This is a genomic window from Paeniglutamicibacter sp. ZC-3 (assembly GCF_025847175.2).
Taxonomy (GTDB): Bacteria; Actinomycetota; Actinomycetes; order Actinomycetales; family Micrococcaceae; genus Paeniglutamicibacter; species Paeniglutamicibacter sulfureus.
The window spans coordinates 1-18,960 of sequence record NZ_JAOYTG010000029.1 but is presented as its reverse complement, the minus strand read 5'-3'; the positions used below and the strand labels follow the sequence as shown (position 1 = coordinate 18,960).

The following is an 18,960-nucleotide window of genomic DNA, read 5'->3' as shown; positions in this document are numbered from 1 at the left end:
ACCTGTAGAGGCGGACGTGTCCGCATGGACAGGGCCAATACCGACAGGGCGGTAGCTATCGGCTTGCGTATGACGTCCACGCTCGCCCTCTCATCGATCAATGACCCGGTGAAGGTTCCCGTGCGGACGCGACGCTCGGCTTCGATTGACGGACCCAAGAAAGCCACAGAAGCTGTCTGGTCTGCTCTCTATATGTTGCTGAAGTTCTAGCGTGGCCTCACGAGATCAAAACGGCCCTCGGCAAGGATCTCGAAGTAGGCACTTGGCCCACCTGCACGCAGGACAGGTTGGGCGAGAGCTGTCTGATAAATACCCTCGGGAATCATGGCTTCATCGATGTGCACCGCGATGACTTCCCCGATCGTGAGTACACCGGTGGAAGCGTGCCCGTCTGCACCGCGCAGCGGGATGATGTCACTGACCCGGCACTCGAAACTTACTGGTGAGGCGGCGACGCGCGGTGCACTGATATCAACGGAATCGGCGGCTTCCAAGCCGGATGCGACGAATTCATCGAGGTCGGCCGTCGTTGACGTTGCGTTCATTTGTTCTGCAAGGGGGCGCGTGACCAGGTTCCAGGTGAACTCACCGCTCAGCTCGGCGTTGAGCGCGGTGTGCTTGCGGGTCGTACTTGAGAAGCCAATGAGTGGTGGCTTGTAGGAGAAGGCATTGAAGAAGCTGTACGGGGCGAGATTGCGAACTCCAGCAGGGGAAAGTGTCCCAATCCAACCGATCGGACGCGGCCCGACAATTGCATTGAACGGATCGTGCGGAAGCCGGTGGCCCTCTGCTGGGCGGTAGAAGTGCGAAGTCATCTGTCCAGTCAATCATCAATCGACAGCCCCGATGTGTTTTTTCCGCACAGCCAGTATCCCAAGGTTCGCGGCCAATGCTATCGACCTGTGTTGACCGTCACTGTATTGTGGGCCAGACATCTATATATCTGGATTCGAGTATCCCAATGCGTTGCTAGCCTCAACCGCATAGCGGGCGATGATGGGGCCGAGTCGTTCAACGTCGTTGGGGCCGACCCGCTGCGTTGGGAACCCCAAACCTAGAACACCAGTGAGGGCCCCCATATGACCGAATACGGGGGCGCTGATAGAGCCAACATCTTCATGGCGTTCGCCAAAGGCAGCATAAAAGCCCTGTTCGCGAGCAGTTTCCACTTGCCGCTCAAGGATTTCTAGCTTGTCCGGGGTTGAGGGAGCAAACTTTGTCAATGGCAAGTCCCTCAGCGCATCCCAGGCTTCAGGATCGTATGCCAAAAAGATCTTCCCAGGTGCACCAGCATGAATTGGCATCACTTGCCCAACCATGAATGGGCGCATTACGACATGTCGTGTCTCAGCAACAGCCACAACCGTTCGAAAAGCTCCGTCTCTGGTGTAGAGACAGGCGCTCTCACCGGTCTCATCCCTCAGTCGCTGAAGGATCGGTTTGATGAGACGAACGACATCAAGCCCGACTGTGCCTGGAGTAGCCCAACGAACCAAACCGATTCCGATGCGGTAACGGTCGTCTTCCCTGTCTAGAAATCCTTCTCGGACCATGTTCTGAACCAGTCGTTGGCATGTACTGGACGGCAGTCGTGTTTTCTTGATCAGTTGCTGCAATGTCGGTTCAGGATCCTCCACAGTGAAACAGTCAAGAATCTGGACCACTTTCTGCAGTACGAGAATCGGCGCGGCTGCAGACGCTTTCTTTGCTTCCATAAGCCCTGACTTTACCTCGCTGTGCATCTGCGGTGTTGCTTATTCCAGATCACTCGTGTCCGTAGTGTGACGTAGTTGACACAATCGACAAATAACCCGCATACTGAGTTCACAACTTACAGAGTGGGATTTCCCACTATGATTCTGCGCTTTCAATGGAGAACCCGTGAACATGTCAGCCGTTACTTGCGAAACTTTCCCTGAACAGAAGGATGCCAAAACGTCCAGAATTGGACTCATTGTCCCCAGCTCCAACACCACTATGGAAACGGAACTTCCGGAATTGTTCCGCCGCCAGTCAGAGGCCACCGGTCATCATTACACCTTCCACTCCGCGCGTGCTGCACTGAAGAACGTCAACCGCGAGGAACTGTTGGCCATGGTGGATAAAGCGGGGGAATGCGCTCGTGCGGTTTCTGACGCCGCCGTCGATGTCATCGCTTACGCCTGTCTCGTGGCGGTGATGGCGCAGGGCCCCAATTCCCATGAAAAATCAGAAAAGATCATTGCGTCCGCGGCTGAGGAGAACGGTCACCCTGCTGCGGTTTCAAGCAGTGCCGGCGCACTAGTGCGTACTCTGCAATCAATCGGGGCACGAAAGGTTTCGATGGTAGCGCCCTACATGCTGCCCCTTACCCAAATGGTGCGTGAGTACATCGAAGGTGCCGGCATAGAGGTAGTCGATGCGATCAGCTTAGAAGTTGATGACAATCTAGCCGTTGGTGCATTGGATCCACAGAAGCTTCCGATGATTGCTCAAGGCCTCAATCGTGAGGGTATTGATGCCGTGATTCTTTCGGCATGTGTGCAGATGCCATCACTACCTGCGGTCCAGAAAGCAGAGGATCTGCTGGGAATACCCGTCATTACGGCCGCAACGGCAACTGCGTACGAGATCCTGAAAGCGCTCGGACATGAACCTTCAATTGCCGGAGCTGGGGGTCTGCTCTCCGGAGCCTACGCACCTGTTGCTTCTCGGCGTGCTTAGGGGAGAGTCACCATGTCTTTGTCTCTGATCGCATTCTTCGTTCTGATTGGGGCGTTTGCTCTCGGCTCATTTACGCGCATCAACGCAGGCCTCGTTGCATTAGTAGCAGCATTCGCCGTCGGAGGTCTCGTTGTTGGGATGCCCATCAAAGACGTCATCGCACAATTCCCCAGCGGCCTGTTTTTCATCCTTCTTGGAGCTACGCTGCTGTTTGGAATCGTGCGCGTCACCGGCACGATCGATCTACTCGCGTACTGGGCCGAGCGACTCGCCGGAGACCGGCGCTTCCTAGTGCCGGTACTAATGTTTCTTCTGACCGCCGGCTTGGCTTCAGCAGGAGCATTCACGCCTGCGGCGATCGCTATTGTGGCACCTGTGGCGTTGGCATTGGGTTCTAGGTTCAGGATCAGTACGCTCGCAATGGGTTTAGTCATCGTCCAAGGAGCCAACGCTGGTGCTTTCTCTCCGGTCAACCCCTTTGGTGTTCTAGCCAATGTGATGCTCGATAACGCGGATGCCTCCGGAGATTCCCTGAAGCTCTTCCTCTACTGCTTCATATTCAACGCTATCCTCGCCTTCATCGCCTACGTCGCTATCCAGGCCATTATGAACAGGCGTGGCGGACGGCCTCTCCCCCGCTCAGAATCAACCAGCAGCGGGACTGCTCTTAGGACCACTCTGGCCGATGACTCCGTGGGTCATGACGCAGGTCAGTACCGAACGACAACCGGAACACAAACCGGAGTCGCTGTAGCCGACCCACGCACGCAACCCGATATCGAAGTTTCACTCGGGGCACCGGTGAAAGTGGACGCGACTCCTATGAGGATCCTTACGCTTGCCGGGGTGGGAACCCTACTGATTCTAACCACGGTTTTCAGTTTGGATGTTGGCGTTGCGTCCCTGATCATCGCTATCGCACTGATCTGCATCAAGCCCGGAGTTCAAAAGCCTGCTATTGAGGGGCTGCCTTGGAACGCGATTATCCTCGTAACAGGCATCGTCACTTATGTCGGAATGCTCGAAGAGATGGGCGCGTTGAAAGAACTCGAGGCCGGTATCGCTAGCCTCGGTAACGGATCAATTGCAGCACTGATTACGAGCTATGTTGTCGCTATAGTCTCTGCTTTCGCCTCGACCACCGGAACACTTGGAGTAATCAGTCCCATTGTTACACCTATTTCCCTGGACCCGCTGCTCAGCCCAATCGGAGTTGTCACCGCCATTGCCATCAGTTCTTCGGTAGTGGATGTTAGTCCGATGTCCACCAGCGGCGCGCTCCTCATGGCTAGTGCCCCACCAAAGGACGAACGACTCTTCTTCCGCGCTCTCCTCCTCTGGGCCATCGCAATGATCGCAGTTGTCCCTATGCTCGTGTGGTTCATCTTCGTGCAGCTCGGCCTCGGATAGCCACGAAAGGACATACGAATAGATAAAGGCATCCTAGTGCGGTGCATGTTTAAAGAATCAGCGGGCTTATCCATATTGGTCTAGATTTTTTGGCCCCAGTGTTCGGAACTTTTGTTGGGTTGTTGACCTCAGTATGGAATTGGTCCGTGTTTACGCCGAATGCCGGCAGGGGTTTCCACATAGCCATATTCGTTGGCTAGAGATGAAGAGGCAGTGACCGGTTATTTTTCTAAGCGGTCACTGCCTCTTCATCTCTACTGCTTGATCAGTTCGTGGATGCCACCGACGAGCCACTTCCCACCGAGTTCATTCTGATGCAGCTCCACATACCAAGTCCCGGCATCGGTCTTGAAATCAGCCGTTACAACCTGCTCATTATGCTCCGTACCGTCCATCACCGGACCGGAAAGGATCTTGTCGAACGGGATTCTTGCCGGGTCGATGTACTCGGCCTCGATGGCATATTCCTTCTCCAGATAGGGGCGTATCTCGGCGTGCCAGCGCTGCTCCGGTTCATCGGGCCGGGCAAAGAGGTTCATGACCTTCACCGCGACCTCTTCCGGGCTCTCGATCACCGGGACCGGGGCCTCCACGGTCGGAGAAACCTGGCCGGCGCCCTCGGCGTTGCCGGGCAGCTGCGCGCAGCCGGCGATGGCCAGCACGGCCAGTCCGGCACAGGAGAAGGCAACGGCCGTGGACCACGGGCCGGCACCGCGCCCGGGCCTCTTGGAACCGGGTGTCGTGGAGCCGGTGGCATGGGGGTTCTTGAAACGGGGCATTAGAGCACTCCCTTGGATTTGAGGATGGGCACGGGGTCAATCACATATTTCAATGTGGGGGCGTCGGCCGGGGCATCGGGCGTGGCGATCTGGAAATGGAGGTGGACCCCGGTGCTGTTTCCGGTGGTGCCTTCGGTTCCCAGCGGTGTTCCGGCGGCCACGGTGTCCCCGGCCTTGACCAACAGGCTTCCATGGACCAGGTGGTGGAACTCCAGGACCAGCCCGGGCTTCTGGATCTGCTTGGCAATGACATAGGTGCCGTAGGCGGATTTCCAGCCCTGGCCCTGCTCGGCCACGGTGATCTTCATATCCGTGGGCGCAAGAATTGAAGCGCCCCCGCCCTTGGCGAAATCGACACCCTTGTGGTCCGAGGTGCTGGAGTTGCAGATGGCACCGGCCGGGCAGTTACGGGGACCGAACCGGCTGGTCGTCGTCGAACCGGGCAGGGGGTGGACCCACTTCCCGGAGCCTAGGTCGCCAATGGTTTCGGCATCGGGAGAGGTTTCCTTGCAATCACCGTTGGGGTCAATGTCATCGAATTCGCTGCCCAGGTCATCGCCCGGCTTTTCCACCGACAAGGCCTTGACGATGGAGGCCGCGGGGGAGCGGAACGGCTTGTAGTGGTGGGGGTCTGCATTGCGCTGGACCCGGTGAATGGCCTGGCTCGGCTCCAGGTCCTCCCAGCCCTCCACCTTCTGGAGTGCCTTGAAGAAGTTGGTGGCGCTAATCCGGGGGTTCATGCGGTCCGCATAGGACCCCCAGGCCCCGTTGTCGCGCTGCTGGAACAGCCCGCGGGAGTCGGGGCCGGCACCGTCGCCAAAGTCGATCACACGCAGGGTGGATTCGCCGATGGCGGCCTGCACACCCAGGATCTGCGCTGACACCGGCAGGCCCAGATCGGCGGCGGCGCTCATGATCTGCCCGGCATTCTTGAGCTGGTCCCCGGAGAAGCCGGCCACGCTCTTGGCCCCGGCCGGCTTCGCCACCGGGGGAAGCCCGGGGGTGGCGCAGATCCCGTTGGCCTCAGCGTTGCCGGGAGTCCCCAGGGCGACCATCAGGATCAGCCCGAAGGTCAGCACCACGGCGGTCAGGGGCAGCAGCAACACACCCAGGCATCCTCCTTTTCCCTTAGCCATGCCGGGCATACTCCGCTTCCGGGTCGGGTGGTTCGTCGCCCGCGGGCGGCTCGATGATTTCCCCGGTTCCCGGGTCAACCATCCACTGTGGAAGGCCCGTTTCCGGGTCTTCGGGGACGGGCCCCGGGGCCTTGGGCCCGGCTGCAGCCGGTGCCTCGGGCACGGTGGCATCCACGAACGCGGTGAAATCCTTGTCGTTGGCCACCAGGTTCATCCCGGGCGCGTAGGGTTCTTCATGCTCGCGCTTTTGCAAGCATTGCTTGAACGTCTGGCGTTGTTTCAGGGTGTCCATCGTGGGCCACAAGCACCGTTGGAACCAGTCCACCAGGGCATGGCTTGGCCCCTTCGATTTCGGGTGGTAGCTGGCCTTGTGGGCCACCATGAGCGCGGTGAGTTGTTCCACCGCATCCGGGTGTTTGTACCAGCAGGGGGCTATCCAGCCCTCCTTGCTCGCGTGGTGGGAGAGGATGCGGTTCTGTAGCCAGGTCACAAAGGCATCGAGTTCGATCCACAGGGCGCGTTGTGCCCCCGGCTCCAGCCCTTCCCAGAGCCACGGGCCGCCGGCGGGGTAGTTCGCCAGTTCCTCCACCAGGGCCGCCACGGTTTCTTCCGTCTCGCCCAGGCGTCGGATGAGTTCCGGGATCCCGGCCAGCAACTCTTCCAGCCCGTCGTACTGCTCATCGTCTTCGAGGGGTTCGGGCGTGCCTTGGCTCATGCCGTTTCCTCGTCCGATTCAGTGGAAGCGCCGGCCTCGATGGCGGCCTCCATCTCATCTTGTTCGGCTTCCTGTTCCGCGATCATGGCCGAGGCGTCCTGTGCCTCGATGCCTTCCTGCCCCAGGCACCAGAGGCGGGAATCACGGAACCGCTTCGCGTCCGGGCGCTTCCACCAGGGAATGATCTGCACCACGGCTTCAATTTCCCGGTAGACCAGCAGCACCTTTCCCTGGGGCAGCTTGCGGATCTGGTCCGGGCGCATCTTCTGATCTAGGTGCTTCTGATTCGAGACGCTGACCCCGGAGCCGCCGTCCTTGCCGCTGTTGGTCGATGAGCTGGTGTGCAGGACCCACTCCTTGCCGATGAGATCGGAAATTTCCGTCAGGAACCGGGTATCGAAAATTCCCCCGAAAATGACGCGGGCGGCCGAGGAATGCACGATGGTTTCCGCTCCGTCCTCGCCCCAGCGGGCCACCAGCTGTGAGCGAGACTGGGCGAACACCCAGGTATGAATGCCGTTGCCGCCGCCTTCGGACATCAGCGAGGGCAGTGAGGGCAGTGCACAGGTGTTGGGTGCCTCGTCCAGGATCAACGACAGGTGCTTGGCCAGCCGGCCGCTGGCGGTGCGGCCCGAGGCACGGACGGCGGCCTGGGTGATGGTTTCCACCAGGGCAGTGACAATCGGGGCGGTGGAGGCATTCATCGACGGGCGCGCCAGGCAATAGAGCGTGTTGCCCTTGTCGGTGAATCGGGTGGTGTCGATACCCGGGTCCCCGGGAACGGGGCAGAGCATCGAGAGGACTTTTTCGTTTTTCATCGGCCCGGTGATCTTGCCCAAGGTGGTCTTGGTGTTGCCGATGGTGTCCGGGTTATCGTCACGGCACCATTCGTCCAGGTTCGCGGCCCAGAGCTTCACCGTGGGGGAATGGTCCTCGATGAGATTCCGGGGCTCGAGATTCTGGAAGTCCTGGGACCAGGCGATCACGTCGCGCATGGTGCCACCCTGCTTGAGCGCAGCGGCGTGGAGCAGGGATTCGAGAATGATGGTGCAGCCGGTGTTGAAGTGGCCTTCTGCCGATGAGGGCGGTCCTTTGCGGGGCATGGCGTTGACCATGGCAGAGGCCCGTTCGCTGGCCACCTGGTCGTCTTCGCAGCCGGCCACCATGTTCCAGCGCACTTTGTCCGGGTAGTTGGATAGTCCGTCGAAATCGGCCACGTAGACCTGGCCCTTGTCCTGGCGTGCCCCGGCGGTCAGGCGCAGCACATCGGGGCGGGTGCTGGTGGTGATCACAGCTCCCGGGGCATCGACGACCTGACCGGCGACCATAAACGTTGTCTTGCCGGCCCGCGGCGGGGCGATCACGCACGCGGTGTCTTCTGCCCTGACACCAATGGCCTTGCCCATGTAGGTGAAGACCGGTGGCGCCAGCTCGGCCTTTTCCGGCCCGCTGATCCGCTGCTGCATTTCCTTCGCTGTGGACAGGCCGTGGTCGGCTTTCTTGCCCTTCTTCTTGGCCGGCGCGTGGATTCCGGCCTTGCGTTCGCGGCGGACCTTAATCTGGTGCTGGAGGGCGATGTAGGCGGCGAGGAACAAGACCGACAGGGCCACCCACACGGCGACCGGCCAAGCCCACGCATCGCGGGCGTTGCCGCCGACCTCGACCGGGGTCTTGCCACGGAGCGCCGTGTCGAGAAGGGCCCGCAGGGTGTCCTGGAAATCGCCCATCGACAGGCCCGTGGTGATGACCAGGGCCACATGCCACAGGACGGCAAAGACGACCACGCACATGATCAGCTCGCGCTCGGCCTTCTTCGTACTTGAGGTGGCGGGCTTCTGCTTGCCGACCGTGATATTCTCGCTCATCGCTGCTGTTCCTTGTGTCTCTAGGCTTCCACTGGCGTTTCGACCAGTGCCCCGTCGGTGTTGGTCATCTGGATTTCCCAGTCGGACCGCACATGCTCAATCTCGATTTCGGGATCATCGGCCGCTGACTTGAGGAAATGATGGCCATTGGGCAGGGCCATGATTTCGGTAACGGATTCAGGGTTGAGCCCGAACGTGGAGGCGCACCACTGCGCCGACTGCGGGCGGGTCTGGCGGAAGATGTGCACCGTCTGCGCTTCCTCGATCACGGCCATGCCGGGGGAACCTGCCGGCACATCGGTTTCCTTGTGCATGCAGTAGATGTTGGAGATTCCCAGGCCGCGGGAAAGCTTGATGTTGGAGCGCTGCTGCACAGCCAACGGACCGCCCAGGATGTGGCCGGCCTCTTCGATGACCACGTTGGTTCGGATTCCGCGATCCTTCCTGACCCGGCCCAGCAGCCAGAGGTTGGATAGGCCCATCACCATGGGGATCACCGGGCCGGTGTCGGGCAGCTGGGAAATGTCAAAGGAGCTGACCTTGCCGTTCAGGGCCACACCGGCAGAAGTCTCCCCGTCGAAGATGGCCCCGAAGTGCTCCAGCAACTCGTTGAAGATCAGCCGCATGGCGGCCCCGGAGGCTTCCAGCCGTTCCAGGGACGCTGCATTGAATCCATACAAGGACGAGTCGCTGCGGTCAATGATTCCCAACCTGTCGTGCAGGTCCGCGGTGGTCGGGATGCGCTCTCCCTCGAAGGAGGCCATCACGTTGCGGTAGGCCAGGCGCAGGGCCTTGCGCTCCCACTCGTCCGCGCCCTGTCCCTCGCGCATGAGCGCGGGGACCGTGTTCAGGAACGCGAGCTGGTTGTTCTGCCCGTCGTCGTTGTTTCCGGAAATTTCCGGGTCCAACAGGTTCAACCGAACCGAGGTCTTATCCAGCGCAAACCGGATCGGCTTGCCGCCGAAGAACCGGACGATCTGGGAGTATTCGCCTTCCCCGTCCTCGTTCTTCTTGTCGAAGACCACGGCCCGGCGCTGGCGCAGGATCACCGGACGCAGCACGTACACGCATTTTCCGTAAGCAGACTTCCCGGTTCCCACGTCCCCGACTAGCAGGCAGTTGGTGGAAGTCACCCGGCGCGGGTTTGCGTTGTAATCGGTCACCGCATCCTTGGAGACGGCGGTCTGGGAAAGCACATCACGGCCGGCGGAAACCCCGTCAACCCCGGTCGGGGCGGCGATCTTTGCCGTGTTCAGGATTTCGGCCTGCCGCGTCGTTGAGGGGGCTCCCGGTGCCAAGGGGGCATAGAGGCCCTTGGCCGCCGCGGACTTCTTGACCCGCAGGATCGAACCCTTGGATTCAAAGGGTGCCCATTCCCCGAAGAGTATCCCGGCCTCGTTGGAAACTTGGACCTCTGTGGCTTCCGGTGCGGCGAAGATCTTCAATCCCGGGATTCTGGTCAACAGGCTCGGCTTCGGAGCCTCCAGCGCTTCGGCGGGGGCGGCCAGGTCTGCGGTATCGGCCGGTTCCGTGTGTCGTGGCTTGTTGGTGGTAACGCTCATCAGGCGACCTGCTCTTCCTTTTCTCCGTTGCCGGCCAAACGGTCCATGACCTTGGCTCCCAACGTGGTGTGTCCTGCCTGGAGGCCCCGTGCAATCGGCCATGTCGTGCCCGATGCCGCGGCCTGGTAGGAATCGAGCCATTCCAGCTTCTCGATGCCGGCCCCGTTCGCCGCCGTTTCTTCCAGCTGGCGGGAGGCTTCGGTGAGTTCGGCCTGTGTCCTGGCGGAAATGGTGATGTGTCCAATCCAGTTCACCCCGTGGTCTCCGGACCCCGGCCGCAGATCCGCGCCGCGGGCCTGGGCGGCCTGCAACGTCACATCGGTTTCCGAATCGGAAAGCTGGCCCTTGCTCGCCCGGGAAATCGCCGCGGAGGTATCGCGCACAATGTCGCGGCTGGCCAGGATGCGGGCTTCCTGTGCCGGGATGAATTCCAACCCGAAAGACAGCGACCGCACCCCGCCACCGGCGGCTCCCCGACGCAGCAGGGAAAGGAACCAATAGGGAGACCGGGGCCCGGTCTCCACGTTGGCCGCCGTGATTCGTGCGGTGCGGTGGCCCCACACCACTTCCTCACCGGTGGCGGGATCGGTGTCGGTGACCCAATGCCCATTCCACACATCCTGGGAGGCCAACCCGAGCCGGCGCGGATTGACCCCGGCAACAACCAGGGGCAAGCGGTTCGGGTTCTGCTGGTGCAACATCATCGCCACCACGCCCCGGGCACTCAGTGCCCGGACAGCGCCCATCTTTGCCGTGCGCAGCGAGCGTTCCATGGAACCAATCTCGGATTTCATCAAGGCCCGCCATCCTTCCCGGCCTTTCCCGTACCGGGCAGCGGTGGTCATGAACTGCTCGGACAGCGGCCATCGGGCCACGATGATGTGGCGTTGGACGTAGGTCCCTTCCCCCGTGCGTTCAAGGACCTGCTGGTAGGACGCCACAGCATCGGCCGGCGCTTCCGGGTCCAGGTGATCGACCACCCAGGCCTCGTTCAGGGCCAAGTCCGGGGGCAATACCCGGACCACGCACTGCAAGCCACGCACCAGGGAGTGCGACGGGGCACAGCGTGCCAACAGGTTCCCGAACCCTGCCTGGGCGGCTTCCTGCCGCTGGGAGCTTTCGGCACCGCGCAGCTGGCCCGAGGTGGCAAAGGCGACCGAGAGATAGGCTTCCTCGCCGGCCGGGGTGTGCCAGGCAATCCCGGGACGGTTGGGCCTGGCATCAAGCCAGCCCATCCCATCGGCTCCATCGGGGCGCTCCCGCACCGCACCGAGCACCCTCGCTTTGTCCTTGGCCTTCTTCAATGCGGCGGCCTGCACCTGGGCCTGGGCCCAGGCATCTTCGGTGAAGGGGATGAATCGGTCAGTGCCGGTGGCCTTGCGTCCTGTCCACCGGCTCCGGCGCTTGCGCCGCTCCCAATAGGAGCCATTGGCGGTTGTCGTGGTCGCGAAGAACACCACAATGCCCAACACCACCCCGGCGGCCAGTCCTTGCCAGCCGAAGAACATGACACCCAGCACCCCCACCAGCATGGTGGCCGTGTATCCGACGACTTGTGGCTTGGAGCGGGTCCCGCCGAACACCGAGCGGTGTCCCGATTCCCCGCCAATGAAACGCGAAGCCATTACTTGACCTCCTGGCCATCAGCCGGGATCGTGTTCAGCTCGTCGTCGTTGACCCCGAAAATTCGAGGGTCCAACGGGTCCAGCTGACCTCCCGACCCAGCCAGGCTGAATCGAATTGGCTTGCCGCCAAGGACCCGGACGACCTGGGCGTATTGCCCGTCCTCGTTCTTCATATCGAAACGTGTGGTCATTATCTGCCTTCCTCGTCATCGCGCATGTCCTGGGCGGCGTATCCGCCGGCAGCCTCACCCAGGCGGGTGGCCTCTTCGCCTACTTCCTTCGCTTTTTCTCCCAAGGCCATGGCCCCGGCAGCCAAAAGCGTGGGAATGCCGACCACGGCACCTACGCCCGTGGAGGACTCTGCCGCACCAACCTCGGCAACAGAGGCAGCACCGCTAGCAGCTCCTGCGCCTGCGCCAGCTGCGCCTGCTCCTGCACCGGCAGGTGCGCCGGCTGCGCCGCCGCCGGGCAGCTTGGAACCGATAGTTTCGGCACCGGCACCGGCGGGCACCTTAGCGCCGTCAGCGCCAGGCCCCCCGCCACCGGCCAGGGCGTCTCCGGCTTCCGGAGCGCCAGCCTTGAGTTCTTTGAGCTTGTTCAGCAGGCCATTGGTTTGGCCTCCACCTGCACCGCCTCCACCACCGGTCTTTTGGTCGGTTTGTTCGTCCGGGGAGGAATCATTGATGCCTGGCTTGCTAGTCCGCATTTCATCCTTGACCTCCTTCAATGACTGGGGACCGTGGGATTTCTCCGGGGCGCTCATCGCGGGGCCGGACTGTTGTCCGCCCCCCGAAGGCATCACCGGGGCGAACTTCATCAACAGCATCGGGGACATGCCTGCAATCGCCATGGCCACGACCGCGGCAACCAGATTCATCAAGGTCTCCAGACCGCCGGACCAATTCATCCAATCCGCAGATTCCGCGATCATGTTGAAGGCAAAACCCATCAGGAAGAACAACAGCGGGTGTGATGCCAAAAGGCACAGCCACAGCACCGGAATGCGCTTGGCCATCGCATCATGCTTGCCCGAGGCAACCCAGACCAGGCCCAGGGGCAAGACCACACCGGAGAGGTACAAGGTGACCAGCATGACCGCCAGCATCACCACCACCAACAGGAACCCCAAGATCATGCAGATCATCAACAGGATTCCGACGATGACTCCGCCCGGGATGGCCGCCGGCTCCACGGCAAGCATGTGGGTCATGGTGTCTAGCATCTTGTCCGCGCTAGACCCCACTCCCCATTCGATCAACGAGTCCGACGCCGACCCGAACAGCTTGATCAGGAACACGCCGACCCATGGGCCAAAGAGGGCGCCAACGAAAAAGACCATGCTCCGCATGAACAAGGTGTCGACGAAGTCCTGTCCGGCCGTGTGTCCGCGGGCCACCGACAGGAACTGGACGATCAGCAGCACGCCCCAGATCATGATTGCGGCGGCAAAACTGATTGCGTAGGCCTGGACGAAGAAATCCGCCGACAGATTCGGCTCCGTGGCCTTCGTCAGCGCCGGCAACAACTCCGTGGCCAATCCCTCCGCCCCGTTGCGCGTGGCCTGGAAGATCGCCGCCAACGGGTCCTTGGCAAAGGTAATGGTGTTGCCGAAGGTCTCGGAAAATTCCCCCAGTTTATCCTTGCCGTTCTCGTAAATATCTTTGAGCGGATTCGTGGGAATGGTTATTGCGCCCCGCATGTCAGCACCCGCCGACGAAGGCGACACCGTTATCGAGGATGGGCTGTTCGTCGGCGATTTCCTCGGAGTCAACGAACTTCCAGATGCCATCGCTCCAGGCCATCGTGAATGTCGTTGCAGATACGCCCCGCGCCCTGCCATCGATGATCACCTGGGAAGCGATGGATACCTGGACCTCGTCCTGCGTGCTGCCCTGCTCGATCACGTACCGGCCATCGGCTACCGAGAACCCGGCTGTTTGGGCGTTTTCCGGGGCAGAGGTGGAAAGTGCGTCCTTCGCCAGGGCCTTGGCGTCTTCCCCGGGAGCCAGGTCATACATGCCAGAGACAACAGTGGTCAGCTCCTGCTCACTAGGCCAGGGATATTGCAAAGCGAACCGCAGGAATCCGGCGGCCGTTGCAGCAGCCCCTTGCGAGGTGTGGGGCTGCTGACGCGCCCCTTTGAGCAGTGAGACTGCATCGTTGATATTCCCGGCGATGCACCCATCTGCCCCGACTGCGGCCGCAGTCGGGGCATGCGGCGGAGTCGCAACGGCATCCTTGCGTGTGCTCGTGTAGATCGCACTGATGCCCGCAACCAGACCCGCCACGACGGCGACGGCCAGCAGGATCAAGGTCCAGCGCGGGAGCTTCTTCCCTTTCTTCGGTAGCGCTTCATCCTCGGCCATGATTAGCCCACCAGCGTCAGGATTGCGCCCATGATGACGGCCAGGCCCGCCAGGGCACCGAAGCCAATGCCTGCTCCGATTGCCTTCTTCTTCCCTTCCGCGTGCGCGTGGGGGTTGTTCGAATCAGCCTTGGCCATCGCCACGAGGCCCACCACCAGGTAGAACCCGGCAATGATCAGGCCCAGGGCCCACACGGCGGCAAAGATCTTCTTCCATAAGGCGTCGAATTCCGCACCGAACACCGTAAAGTTCGGTGCCCCGGGGAAGGGGTTTTGGATGGTCGGAACCCTGACAATTCCCAGGCTGGTTGCACCGGTATCGATGGCATCGTTGGCTTTGACCATGGTGCTGACGATGATGCTCATGACTTGTTCTCCTTTAAGGATTCTTCGGTGATGGTCTTGTTGGCCTGGGCGACCACGGCAGCTGCGATGGCCGTGAACGCGTGCCGGGTCGGTTCGGCCAGTTTCTTCAAGGACAGTTCCCCGCGCTCGGCAATGTGCTCGTCATAGGGGACTGCGAAGATTTGCTTGTCGGTGATGCCCTTCTCCAGGAAGAAGTTCGCAATTCTCGAGGCCTTGAATTCCGGACGGCCATCGGAGAGCCGCACGATGATCGCCGTGCGCGCCAACAGGGTGGACTTGCCTCCCCGCTGTTCCAGGAACTCCAGCAGCTCCAGGGCGTCAAATACCGAATCCATGGAATTCATGGTCGGGATCACCAGCACATCGGTGACAGACAATGCGCCAGTGAATGCGCTGGAGGAATACTGGTTTCCCGTATCCATCAACCGCATCGTGAAGTAGTCATCGATCAGGTGCGAAACCCCGGTTACGTCCTGCCCCGTCAGCGGGGGCCGGCTGCGAGAGGTTGACCCGATCACGGAGGCAAAGCTGGTCTGTGTCACCGTGTAGCCGCGCAACTGCGACTGTGTGTTCACCTTCTTGAGATCCCGGGCCAGCTCCCCGACGCCCAGGGCAGGATCGCCCTCGGCGCGATAGGCCAGCTGCCCCTTGTCATCGGTGAACTCGACGGCCGCCACGGACCCGCCCCGGACGCTGGCCAGGATCGCCGCCAAGCTCAGGCACGTGGGGGTCTTGCCCGCGTTGCCCTTCTTGTTGGCGATCAGCACGCCCACGCCGCGCGTCCATGTTGATTGCCGGATCAGGGCCTCGAACTGTTCCTGGTTGTTCACCAGTGCCCGGGCCTCAAGCTCCTTCCGGGCCGGGGAGAGCGAAAGCAGTCCGCCGGTTGCCTTGTTCCAGAACCCGCGGGCCCCCTCTTTGGCCGGCTGCATGACTTCGAGCTCATCCGTGTTGTACAAGGACAGGGCCCCGGACTTCATGCTGGTATCTGCGGCTGCCGATTCCTCCGCCACGGACCCGGTCACCTTCATCTCCTTCTCGGGTGCCGGTGCCTCGGCGTCGCTCGCTTTCGCCGCGGGCACTTCCACCGGGGCGTCTTCCTGCTCCACGTACTGCCCGGATCTGGCTGCTCCGGCAAACCTTGTATCTTCATTCATGTCGGTAGGTTGAATGGATCGGTCTTTGCGCCGGAGTTCTTCGCCTGGCCAATCGGTACCCATCTGGACCCCTTTCGTTGATAATCCAATGGTATGAATTACGCTTGGTATATTCATCATCATTACCAAACGATACTACGAAGGATTGAACGAAGAAGCGCCGAATCACCACTTTCACGGCACTATTACTTGCTGCCACGCTCACTTCGTGCGCACCGGCTACGGAAACCGATTCGCGCAACCAAGCGCCCGACCACGGCAATGTAGACGGCAATCGCGTCAGCACGCTCTACGTGCACATGTTCGACAACGGAGTGCTTGCCAAGGTCGGCGACGAAGTGAGGTCAGGCGATCAAATCGGCAAAGTGGGAACGAACGGCAACTCCACCGGATACCGCCTGCACTTCGAAGTCTGGCTCAACAAAGACCTCACCAACCCCGTGACGTTCCTCAAAGAGAACGGTGTGAAGATCCCCGGCTAACGGTTGCTAGGCTCGGATGGTGGAAAAATACGCCAAGTTCATTAGCAACATCACCTCCCCGCCCGTGATAGTCACTCTGGTGCTGCTCAGCACACCATTGCGGCATCCACACGTAGCGTGGCCACCAAGCTTGGTGGCCACGCTTTTTGTTGGCGTGATTCCCTGGGCAGCGCTCATTTGGATGAGAGTCAGGGGCCGGGTCACCGATGTACATGTCACTCAGCGGCACCAACGCTGGCCAATTTTGCTTATCACGCTTATTTCAATCCTTGGTGGAATCGCCGTGCTGCTGGCTACGTCAGCGCCAGCCCAAATCATTGCCGAAGTGCTCTTCATGCTCGTGGGCCTGATCGTCGTCGGCGTGGTGAATCTCGTGTGGAAACTATCAGTTCACGCCGCACTGACCACCTTCGCAGCCCTTCACTGCCTCCTGCTACTGCCCGGAGGCGTTCAAATGGCTGTGGCCCTCATCGCGCTCGTTGGATGGGCCAGAATCCGCACAGGGCACCACACCCCGACCCAAGTAGCCGCCGGCACTCTCGTAGGTGCGCTAGTGAGCGTAGGCGACCTTCTGCCGACTTAGCCTGCAGGCAGAGATGAACCCCAAGGTAGTGCCCAGAAGCACGCAGAGGATTGCGGGATAAATGAAGATGTCCGTGATCCAATACAGCTGCCGATTGGTCAGCTCGGCCAGGTGGCCCACCGGTGCAGCAATGACCAGTCCGAACCCCACGGCCATGAGCTTTTTTGAGTAGTACGGCACTCCGTGCACAGAGCTTGATGCGGCCCGCAGGAGCGGTTTCACCAGCAACGCTGAAATCATGGCCGGGTATAGGTACAAGGCCAGCTTGTAGAGCACTACGGCCGTTTCCTCCCGCCTGAAGGCATTCAAACCCATGTTGGAGTAGGAAAGATCCGCGACGAAGAACAGGACCGTCATCAGGGCCACACACAGCGGGAGGGCGACAACCGAAAGGCGCCGAATCCTTCCTACCACGTCGAGCCGACCAGCGCTGAGGGCAATTTGCGTCCCGCCAGCAAAGAACACGAAGTTGATACATATGTGAGAGAGGAGATTGGCCGCGTTCACTGAACCCATCAGCCGATCTATGAACAGATATACCGGCTCCACCGCGAGCCACAAGACAATGCTCATGCCTAGATGGGTGAGCCACAGCCATAGATTTCCAGCGCCTTTGATCAGACGAGGCAGCCTCGATACAAGCGCCAAAGTGAAACCTGTCGCCAGAATTGATGCCATCAAGCTAGAAAACGCCATGGGTTTATCCTAGGTGATCCTCGAATGTCTCACGGCTACGCTCATGCTTCCCTACCTCGTGAAGACGTTTCTCCGCTTCTTCGAGAAGCTGCCCCAGTGGGACGGTATTGACCCATTGGGCGCGACAGCCCGGGGCCCATCCTGCCTCCGCACCGCTGAGCACTCCAGAGACGACCAGGGCAGAGGCGGGGGTGAAATTCGCATACGCGGCAATTGCCAGGGATACATCTTCACGAAGCCGCGTGCGAAGCATTTTCCAGAGGGTTGGTTGCGGGACACCTACTTCTTGCAGGATATAGGGCCGAAGGTTTCCGTCATCTGCAAGGTTAAACCAGTTCAAGGGCAGGCGATCGTAAAACTCGTTTCCGAGTTCGCTTTCCTCGGTCTTCACGGCATTAAGCCGATGAACCGTGGCTTGTAGCAGAGCAGGAGTGGGGATAAACGCCGCAATCTCCTGTGGAGACGGAGCCCCCGACGAGAGACCGGCAAACACCTGGAACCGGGAAAGCTCGGTCAGCGGGTCCAGCTTCAGACCTCTGGCAATGGCAGTGATCGTAGAGGGCGCCACACTTCCCCGCCCAACCTGCTGAGTGACGCGAAGACGCGGCAGCTGCGCAATTTGGGCCAGACGAACGAAACCAAGGTCAGGAGCAACTTCATCCAGCCACGGTTGAACTTCCGATCTACCTAATTTCACGCGCTAGCCTTTCGCGGTGCCACCGAAATTACCGGCAAGCAACGCAACTGACTCGTCCCTTGTGTCCCCATTCTCACTAATTTATCCTGTTCCTCTCCGTAGAACACGGATGCCTGACGAGGGGACAAGACACAATTAGGACACGGCGACACATATATGGGAGCAACATAGGGCAAAACTGGGTGACTGGGATGCTGACAACCATGGAAGCAAACGACGACGGAGTCTCCCAAGTAGTCAGCGCACGATTAACCTCCGATGAGCAGTCCATACTCCTGAACACATATGCTGCCTGCGATCTTGTGCGGCGTCAGAAAGCTATTGGGACGGTGCGGCTTCGAGGCTATCCTCGACCGGCGTCGTGTTCTTGGCGCTGGCGTGGGGTGCGGGCGGGGCTGATTTTGTTTGGTTCCGCATAGGGCACCAATCACGTTGCGCCGAACGGTGCCTGCATTCGACCGTGGCTCATCAAGGAACTTGAAGGATGCCAGAGTGCTACCAACTCCGAATGCCATACGCGTGGGTCGGCTCGGTCCAGCGATGAATAAATTTCGTGGCGGGAGGCGATGGGGCCTCTGTCGACCATGTTTCGAGAGCAGGGATGGGACGCCGCCGCCCGGCTGTTTTGCGGCCACTCCCCCGACGATAAAGCGCAGCCGATAATAAATATTATGTAAACCAATAAAAAGGAATATTCGCAAAAGGTGCAGATAGTCCCCTTTTGATACGTTTCCCCGTGGTTCAGCAATTCGCGTTCTGACGTGGGTCTTGCTGATCATTCCACACATTTCTCGGAGCAGTGCCGCTATCGGTTGACAC

Annotated in this window: 19 protein-coding genes; 4 read left to right on the top strand and 15 right to left on the bottom strand. The window is 60.5% G+C overall.

Annotation, left to right across the window (positions count from 1 at the left end; genetic code table 11):
• Positions 1–206 precede the first annotated feature (206 nt).
• Both OIU93_RS19505 and OIU93_RS19500 read right to left on the bottom strand, forming a co-directional pair.
• A complete protein-coding gene (locus OIU93_RS19505; RefSeq protein ID WP_264271719.1) occupies positions 207–815 on the bottom strand; it encodes a flavin reductase family protein in 609 nt (202 codons plus the stop codon).
• 120 nt (positions 816–935) lie between these two features.
• A complete protein-coding gene (locus tag OIU93_RS19500; protein ID WP_264271718.1) occupies positions 936–1,715 on the bottom strand; it encodes an IclR family transcriptional regulator in 780 nt (259 codons plus the stop codon).
• A 172-nt stretch (positions 1,716–1,887) separates the two neighbouring features.
• On the opposite strand from OIU93_RS19500, the gene OIU93_RS19495 reads away from it, so the two are divergent.
• Together OIU93_RS19495 and OIU93_RS19490 are read left to right on the top strand one after the other, a co-directional pair.
• Positions 1,888–2,703: an Asp/Glu racemase gene (locus OIU93_RS19495; RefSeq protein ID WP_372342974.1), complete on the top strand. Its 816-nt coding sequence runs from the start codon at positions 1,888–1,890 to the stop codon at positions 2,701–2,703.
• Positions 2,704–2,715: 12 nt separating this feature from the next.
• Positions 2,716–4,113: an SLC13 family permease gene (locus OIU93_RS19490; RefSeq protein ID WP_264271717.1), complete on the top strand. Its 1,398-nt coding sequence runs from the start codon at positions 2,716–2,718 to the stop codon at positions 4,111–4,113.
• A gap of 254 nt (positions 4,114–4,367) precedes the next feature.
• Here the strand turns inward: OIU93_RS19490 and OIU93_RS19485 are convergent, their stop codons facing one another.
• The 11 genes from OIU93_RS19485 to OIU93_RS19435 are packed head-to-tail and all read right to left on the bottom strand — an operon-like array spanning position 4,368 to position 15,683.
• Positions 4,368–4,892, bottom strand: a complete 525-nt coding sequence (locus tag OIU93_RS19485) for a hypothetical protein (protein WP_264271716.1) — start codon at positions 4,890–4,892, stop codon at positions 4,368–4,370.
• Positions 4,892–6,028 (bottom strand): M23 family metallopeptidase, encoded by a 1,137-nt coding sequence (locus OIU93_RS19480; protein ID WP_264271715.1) that lies wholly within the window; start codon positions 6,026–6,028, stop codon positions 4,892–4,894. The genes OIU93_RS19485 and OIU93_RS19480 overlap by 1 nt, the downstream gene beginning before the upstream one ends.
• Entirely contained in the window at positions 6,021–6,743 is a 723-nt protein-coding gene (locus OIU93_RS19475; RefSeq protein WP_264271714.1) for a DUF4913 domain-containing protein, read from the bottom strand. Before OIU93_RS19475 ends, OIU93_RS19480 begins: the two co-directional genes overlap by 8 nt.
• Positions 6,740–8,608, bottom strand: a complete 1,869-nt coding sequence (locus OIU93_RS19470) for a type IV secretory system conjugative DNA transfer family protein (protein WP_264271713.1) — start codon at positions 8,606–8,608, stop codon at positions 6,740–6,742. Before OIU93_RS19470 ends, OIU93_RS19475 begins: the two co-directional genes overlap by 4 nt.
• A 20-nt stretch (positions 8,609–8,628) precedes the next feature.
• The gene (locus OIU93_RS19465) at positions 8,629–10,170 is read right to left on the bottom strand and encodes an ATP/GTP-binding protein (RefSeq protein WP_264271712.1); all 1,542 of its coding nucleotides are present in this window, start codon (positions 10,168–10,170) and stop codon (positions 8,629–8,631) included.
• Positions 10,170–11,795, bottom strand: a complete 1,626-nt coding sequence (locus OIU93_RS19460) for an SCO6880 family protein (protein WP_264271711.1) — start codon at positions 11,793–11,795, stop codon at positions 10,170–10,172. Before OIU93_RS19460 ends, OIU93_RS19465 begins: the two co-directional genes overlap by 1 nt.
• Positions 11,795–11,986 (bottom strand): hypothetical protein, encoded by a 192-nt coding sequence (locus OIU93_RS19455; RefSeq protein WP_264271710.1) that lies wholly within the window; start codon positions 11,984–11,986, stop codon positions 11,795–11,797. Before OIU93_RS19455 ends, OIU93_RS19460 begins: the two co-directional genes overlap by 1 nt.
• Positions 11,986–13,494: a hypothetical protein gene (locus tag OIU93_RS19450; RefSeq protein WP_264271709.1), complete on the bottom strand. Its 1,509-nt coding sequence runs from the start codon at positions 13,492–13,494 to the stop codon at positions 11,986–11,988. Before OIU93_RS19450 ends, OIU93_RS19455 begins: the two co-directional genes overlap by 1 nt.
• Position 13,495: 1 nt before the next feature.
• Complete coding sequence (locus OIU93_RS19445; RefSeq protein ID WP_264271708.1) at positions 13,496–14,161, bottom strand: hypothetical protein; 666 nt, start codon at positions 14,159–14,161, stop codon at positions 13,496–13,498.
• A gap of 2 nt (positions 14,162–14,163) precedes the next feature.
• Entirely contained in the window at positions 14,164–14,526 is a 363-nt protein-coding gene (locus OIU93_RS19440) for a hypothetical protein (protein WP_264271707.1), read from the bottom strand.
• Positions 14,523–15,683 (bottom strand): hypothetical protein, encoded by a 1,161-nt coding sequence (locus OIU93_RS19435; protein WP_264271706.1) that lies wholly within the window; start codon positions 15,681–15,683, stop codon positions 14,523–14,525. The genes OIU93_RS19440 and OIU93_RS19435 overlap by 4 nt, the downstream gene beginning before the upstream one ends.
• Positions 15,684–15,847: 164 nt before the next feature.
• Here OIU93_RS19435 and OIU93_RS19430 point away from each other — a divergent pair, with 164 nt between their 5' ends.
• Together OIU93_RS19430 and OIU93_RS19425 are read left to right on the top strand one after the other, a co-directional pair.
• Positions 15,848–16,165, top strand: coding sequence for a M23 family metallopeptidase (locus tag OIU93_RS19430; protein WP_264271733.1), 318 nt, complete (start codon positions 15,848–15,850; stop codon positions 16,163–16,165).
• Positions 16,166–16,181: 16 nt separating this feature from the next.
• Complete coding sequence (locus OIU93_RS19425; RefSeq protein ID WP_264271705.1) at positions 16,182–16,748, top strand: phosphatase PAP2 family protein; 567 nt, start codon at positions 16,182–16,184, stop codon at positions 16,746–16,748.
• On the opposite strand, the gene OIU93_RS19420 is transcribed toward OIU93_RS19425, so the two are convergent.
• Both OIU93_RS19420 and OIU93_RS19415 read right to left on the bottom strand, forming a co-directional pair.
• Positions 16,716–17,444 (bottom strand): hypothetical protein, encoded by a 729-nt coding sequence (locus OIU93_RS19420; protein ID WP_264271704.1) that lies wholly within the window; start codon positions 17,442–17,444, stop codon positions 16,716–16,718. The genes OIU93_RS19425 and OIU93_RS19420 overlap by 33 nt on opposite strands.
• A gap of 4 nt (positions 17,445–17,448) precedes the next feature.
• On the bottom strand, positions 17,449–18,141 hold the full coding sequence (locus OIU93_RS19415) for a hypothetical protein (RefSeq protein WP_264271703.1): 693 nt from the start codon (positions 18,139–18,141) through the stop codon (positions 17,449–17,451).
• Positions 18,142–18,960 lie beyond the last annotated feature (819 nt).

Coding starts and splice junctions, on each gene's coding strand:
- OIU93_RS19490 (WP_264271717.1), top strand. CDS start 2,716: ATGTCTTTGTCTCTGATCGCATTCTTCGTTCTGATTGGGGCGTTTGCT.
- OIU93_RS19500 (WP_264271718.1), bottom strand. CDS start 1,715: ATGGAAGCAAAGAAAGCGTCTGCAGCCGCGCCGATTCTCGTACTGCAG.
- OIU93_RS19485 (WP_264271716.1), bottom strand. CDS start 4,892: ATGCCCCGTTTCAAGAACCCCCATGCCACCGGCTCCACGACACCCGGT.
- OIU93_RS19495 (WP_372342974.1), top strand. CDS start 1,888: ATGTCAGCCGTTACTTGCGAAACTTTCCCTGAACAGAAGGATGCCAAA.
- OIU93_RS19505 (WP_264271719.1), bottom strand. CDS start 815: ATGACTTCGCACTTCTACCGCCCAGCAGAGGGCCACCGGCTTCCGCAC.
- OIU93_RS19420 (WP_264271704.1), bottom strand. CDS start 17,444: ATGGCGTTTTCTAGCTTGATGGCATCAATTCTGGCGACAGGTTTCACT.
- OIU93_RS19445 (WP_264271708.1), bottom strand. CDS start 14,161: ATGGCCGAGGATGAAGCGCTACCGAAGAAAGGGAAGAAGCTCCCGCGC.
- OIU93_RS19450 (WP_264271709.1), bottom strand. CDS start 13,494: ATGCGGGGCGCAATAACCATTCCCACGAATCCGCTCAAAGATATTTAC.
- OIU93_RS19440 (WP_264271707.1), bottom strand. CDS start 14,526: ATGAGCATCATCGTCAGCACCATGGTCAAAGCCAACGATGCCATCGAT.
- OIU93_RS19480 (WP_264271715.1), bottom strand. CDS start 6,028: ATGGCTAAGGGAAAAGGAGGATGCCTGGGTGTGTTGCTGCTGCCCCTG.
- OIU93_RS19470 (WP_264271713.1), bottom strand. CDS start 8,608: ATGAGCGAGAATATCACGGTCGGCAAGCAGAAGCCCGCCACCTCAAGT.
- OIU93_RS19435 (WP_264271706.1), bottom strand. CDS start 15,683: ATGAATGAAGATACAAGGTTTGCCGGAGCAGCCAGATCCGGGCAGTAC.
- OIU93_RS19460 (WP_264271711.1), bottom strand. CDS start 11,795: ATGGCTTCGCGTTTCATTGGCGGGGAATCGGGACACCGCTCGGTGTTC.
- OIU93_RS19475 (WP_264271714.1), bottom strand. CDS start 6,743: ATGAGCCAAGGCACGCCCGAACCCCTCGAAGACGATGAGCAGTACGAC.
- OIU93_RS19465 (WP_264271712.1), bottom strand. CDS start 10,170: ATGAGCGTTACCACCAACAAGCCACGACACACGGAACCGGCCGATACC.
- OIU93_RS19425 (WP_264271705.1), top strand. CDS start 16,182: ATGGTGGAAAAATACGCCAAGTTCATTAGCAACATCACCTCCCCGCCC.
- OIU93_RS19455 (WP_264271710.1), bottom strand. CDS start 11,986: ATGACCACACGTTTCGATATGAAGAACGAGGACGGGCAATACGCCCAG.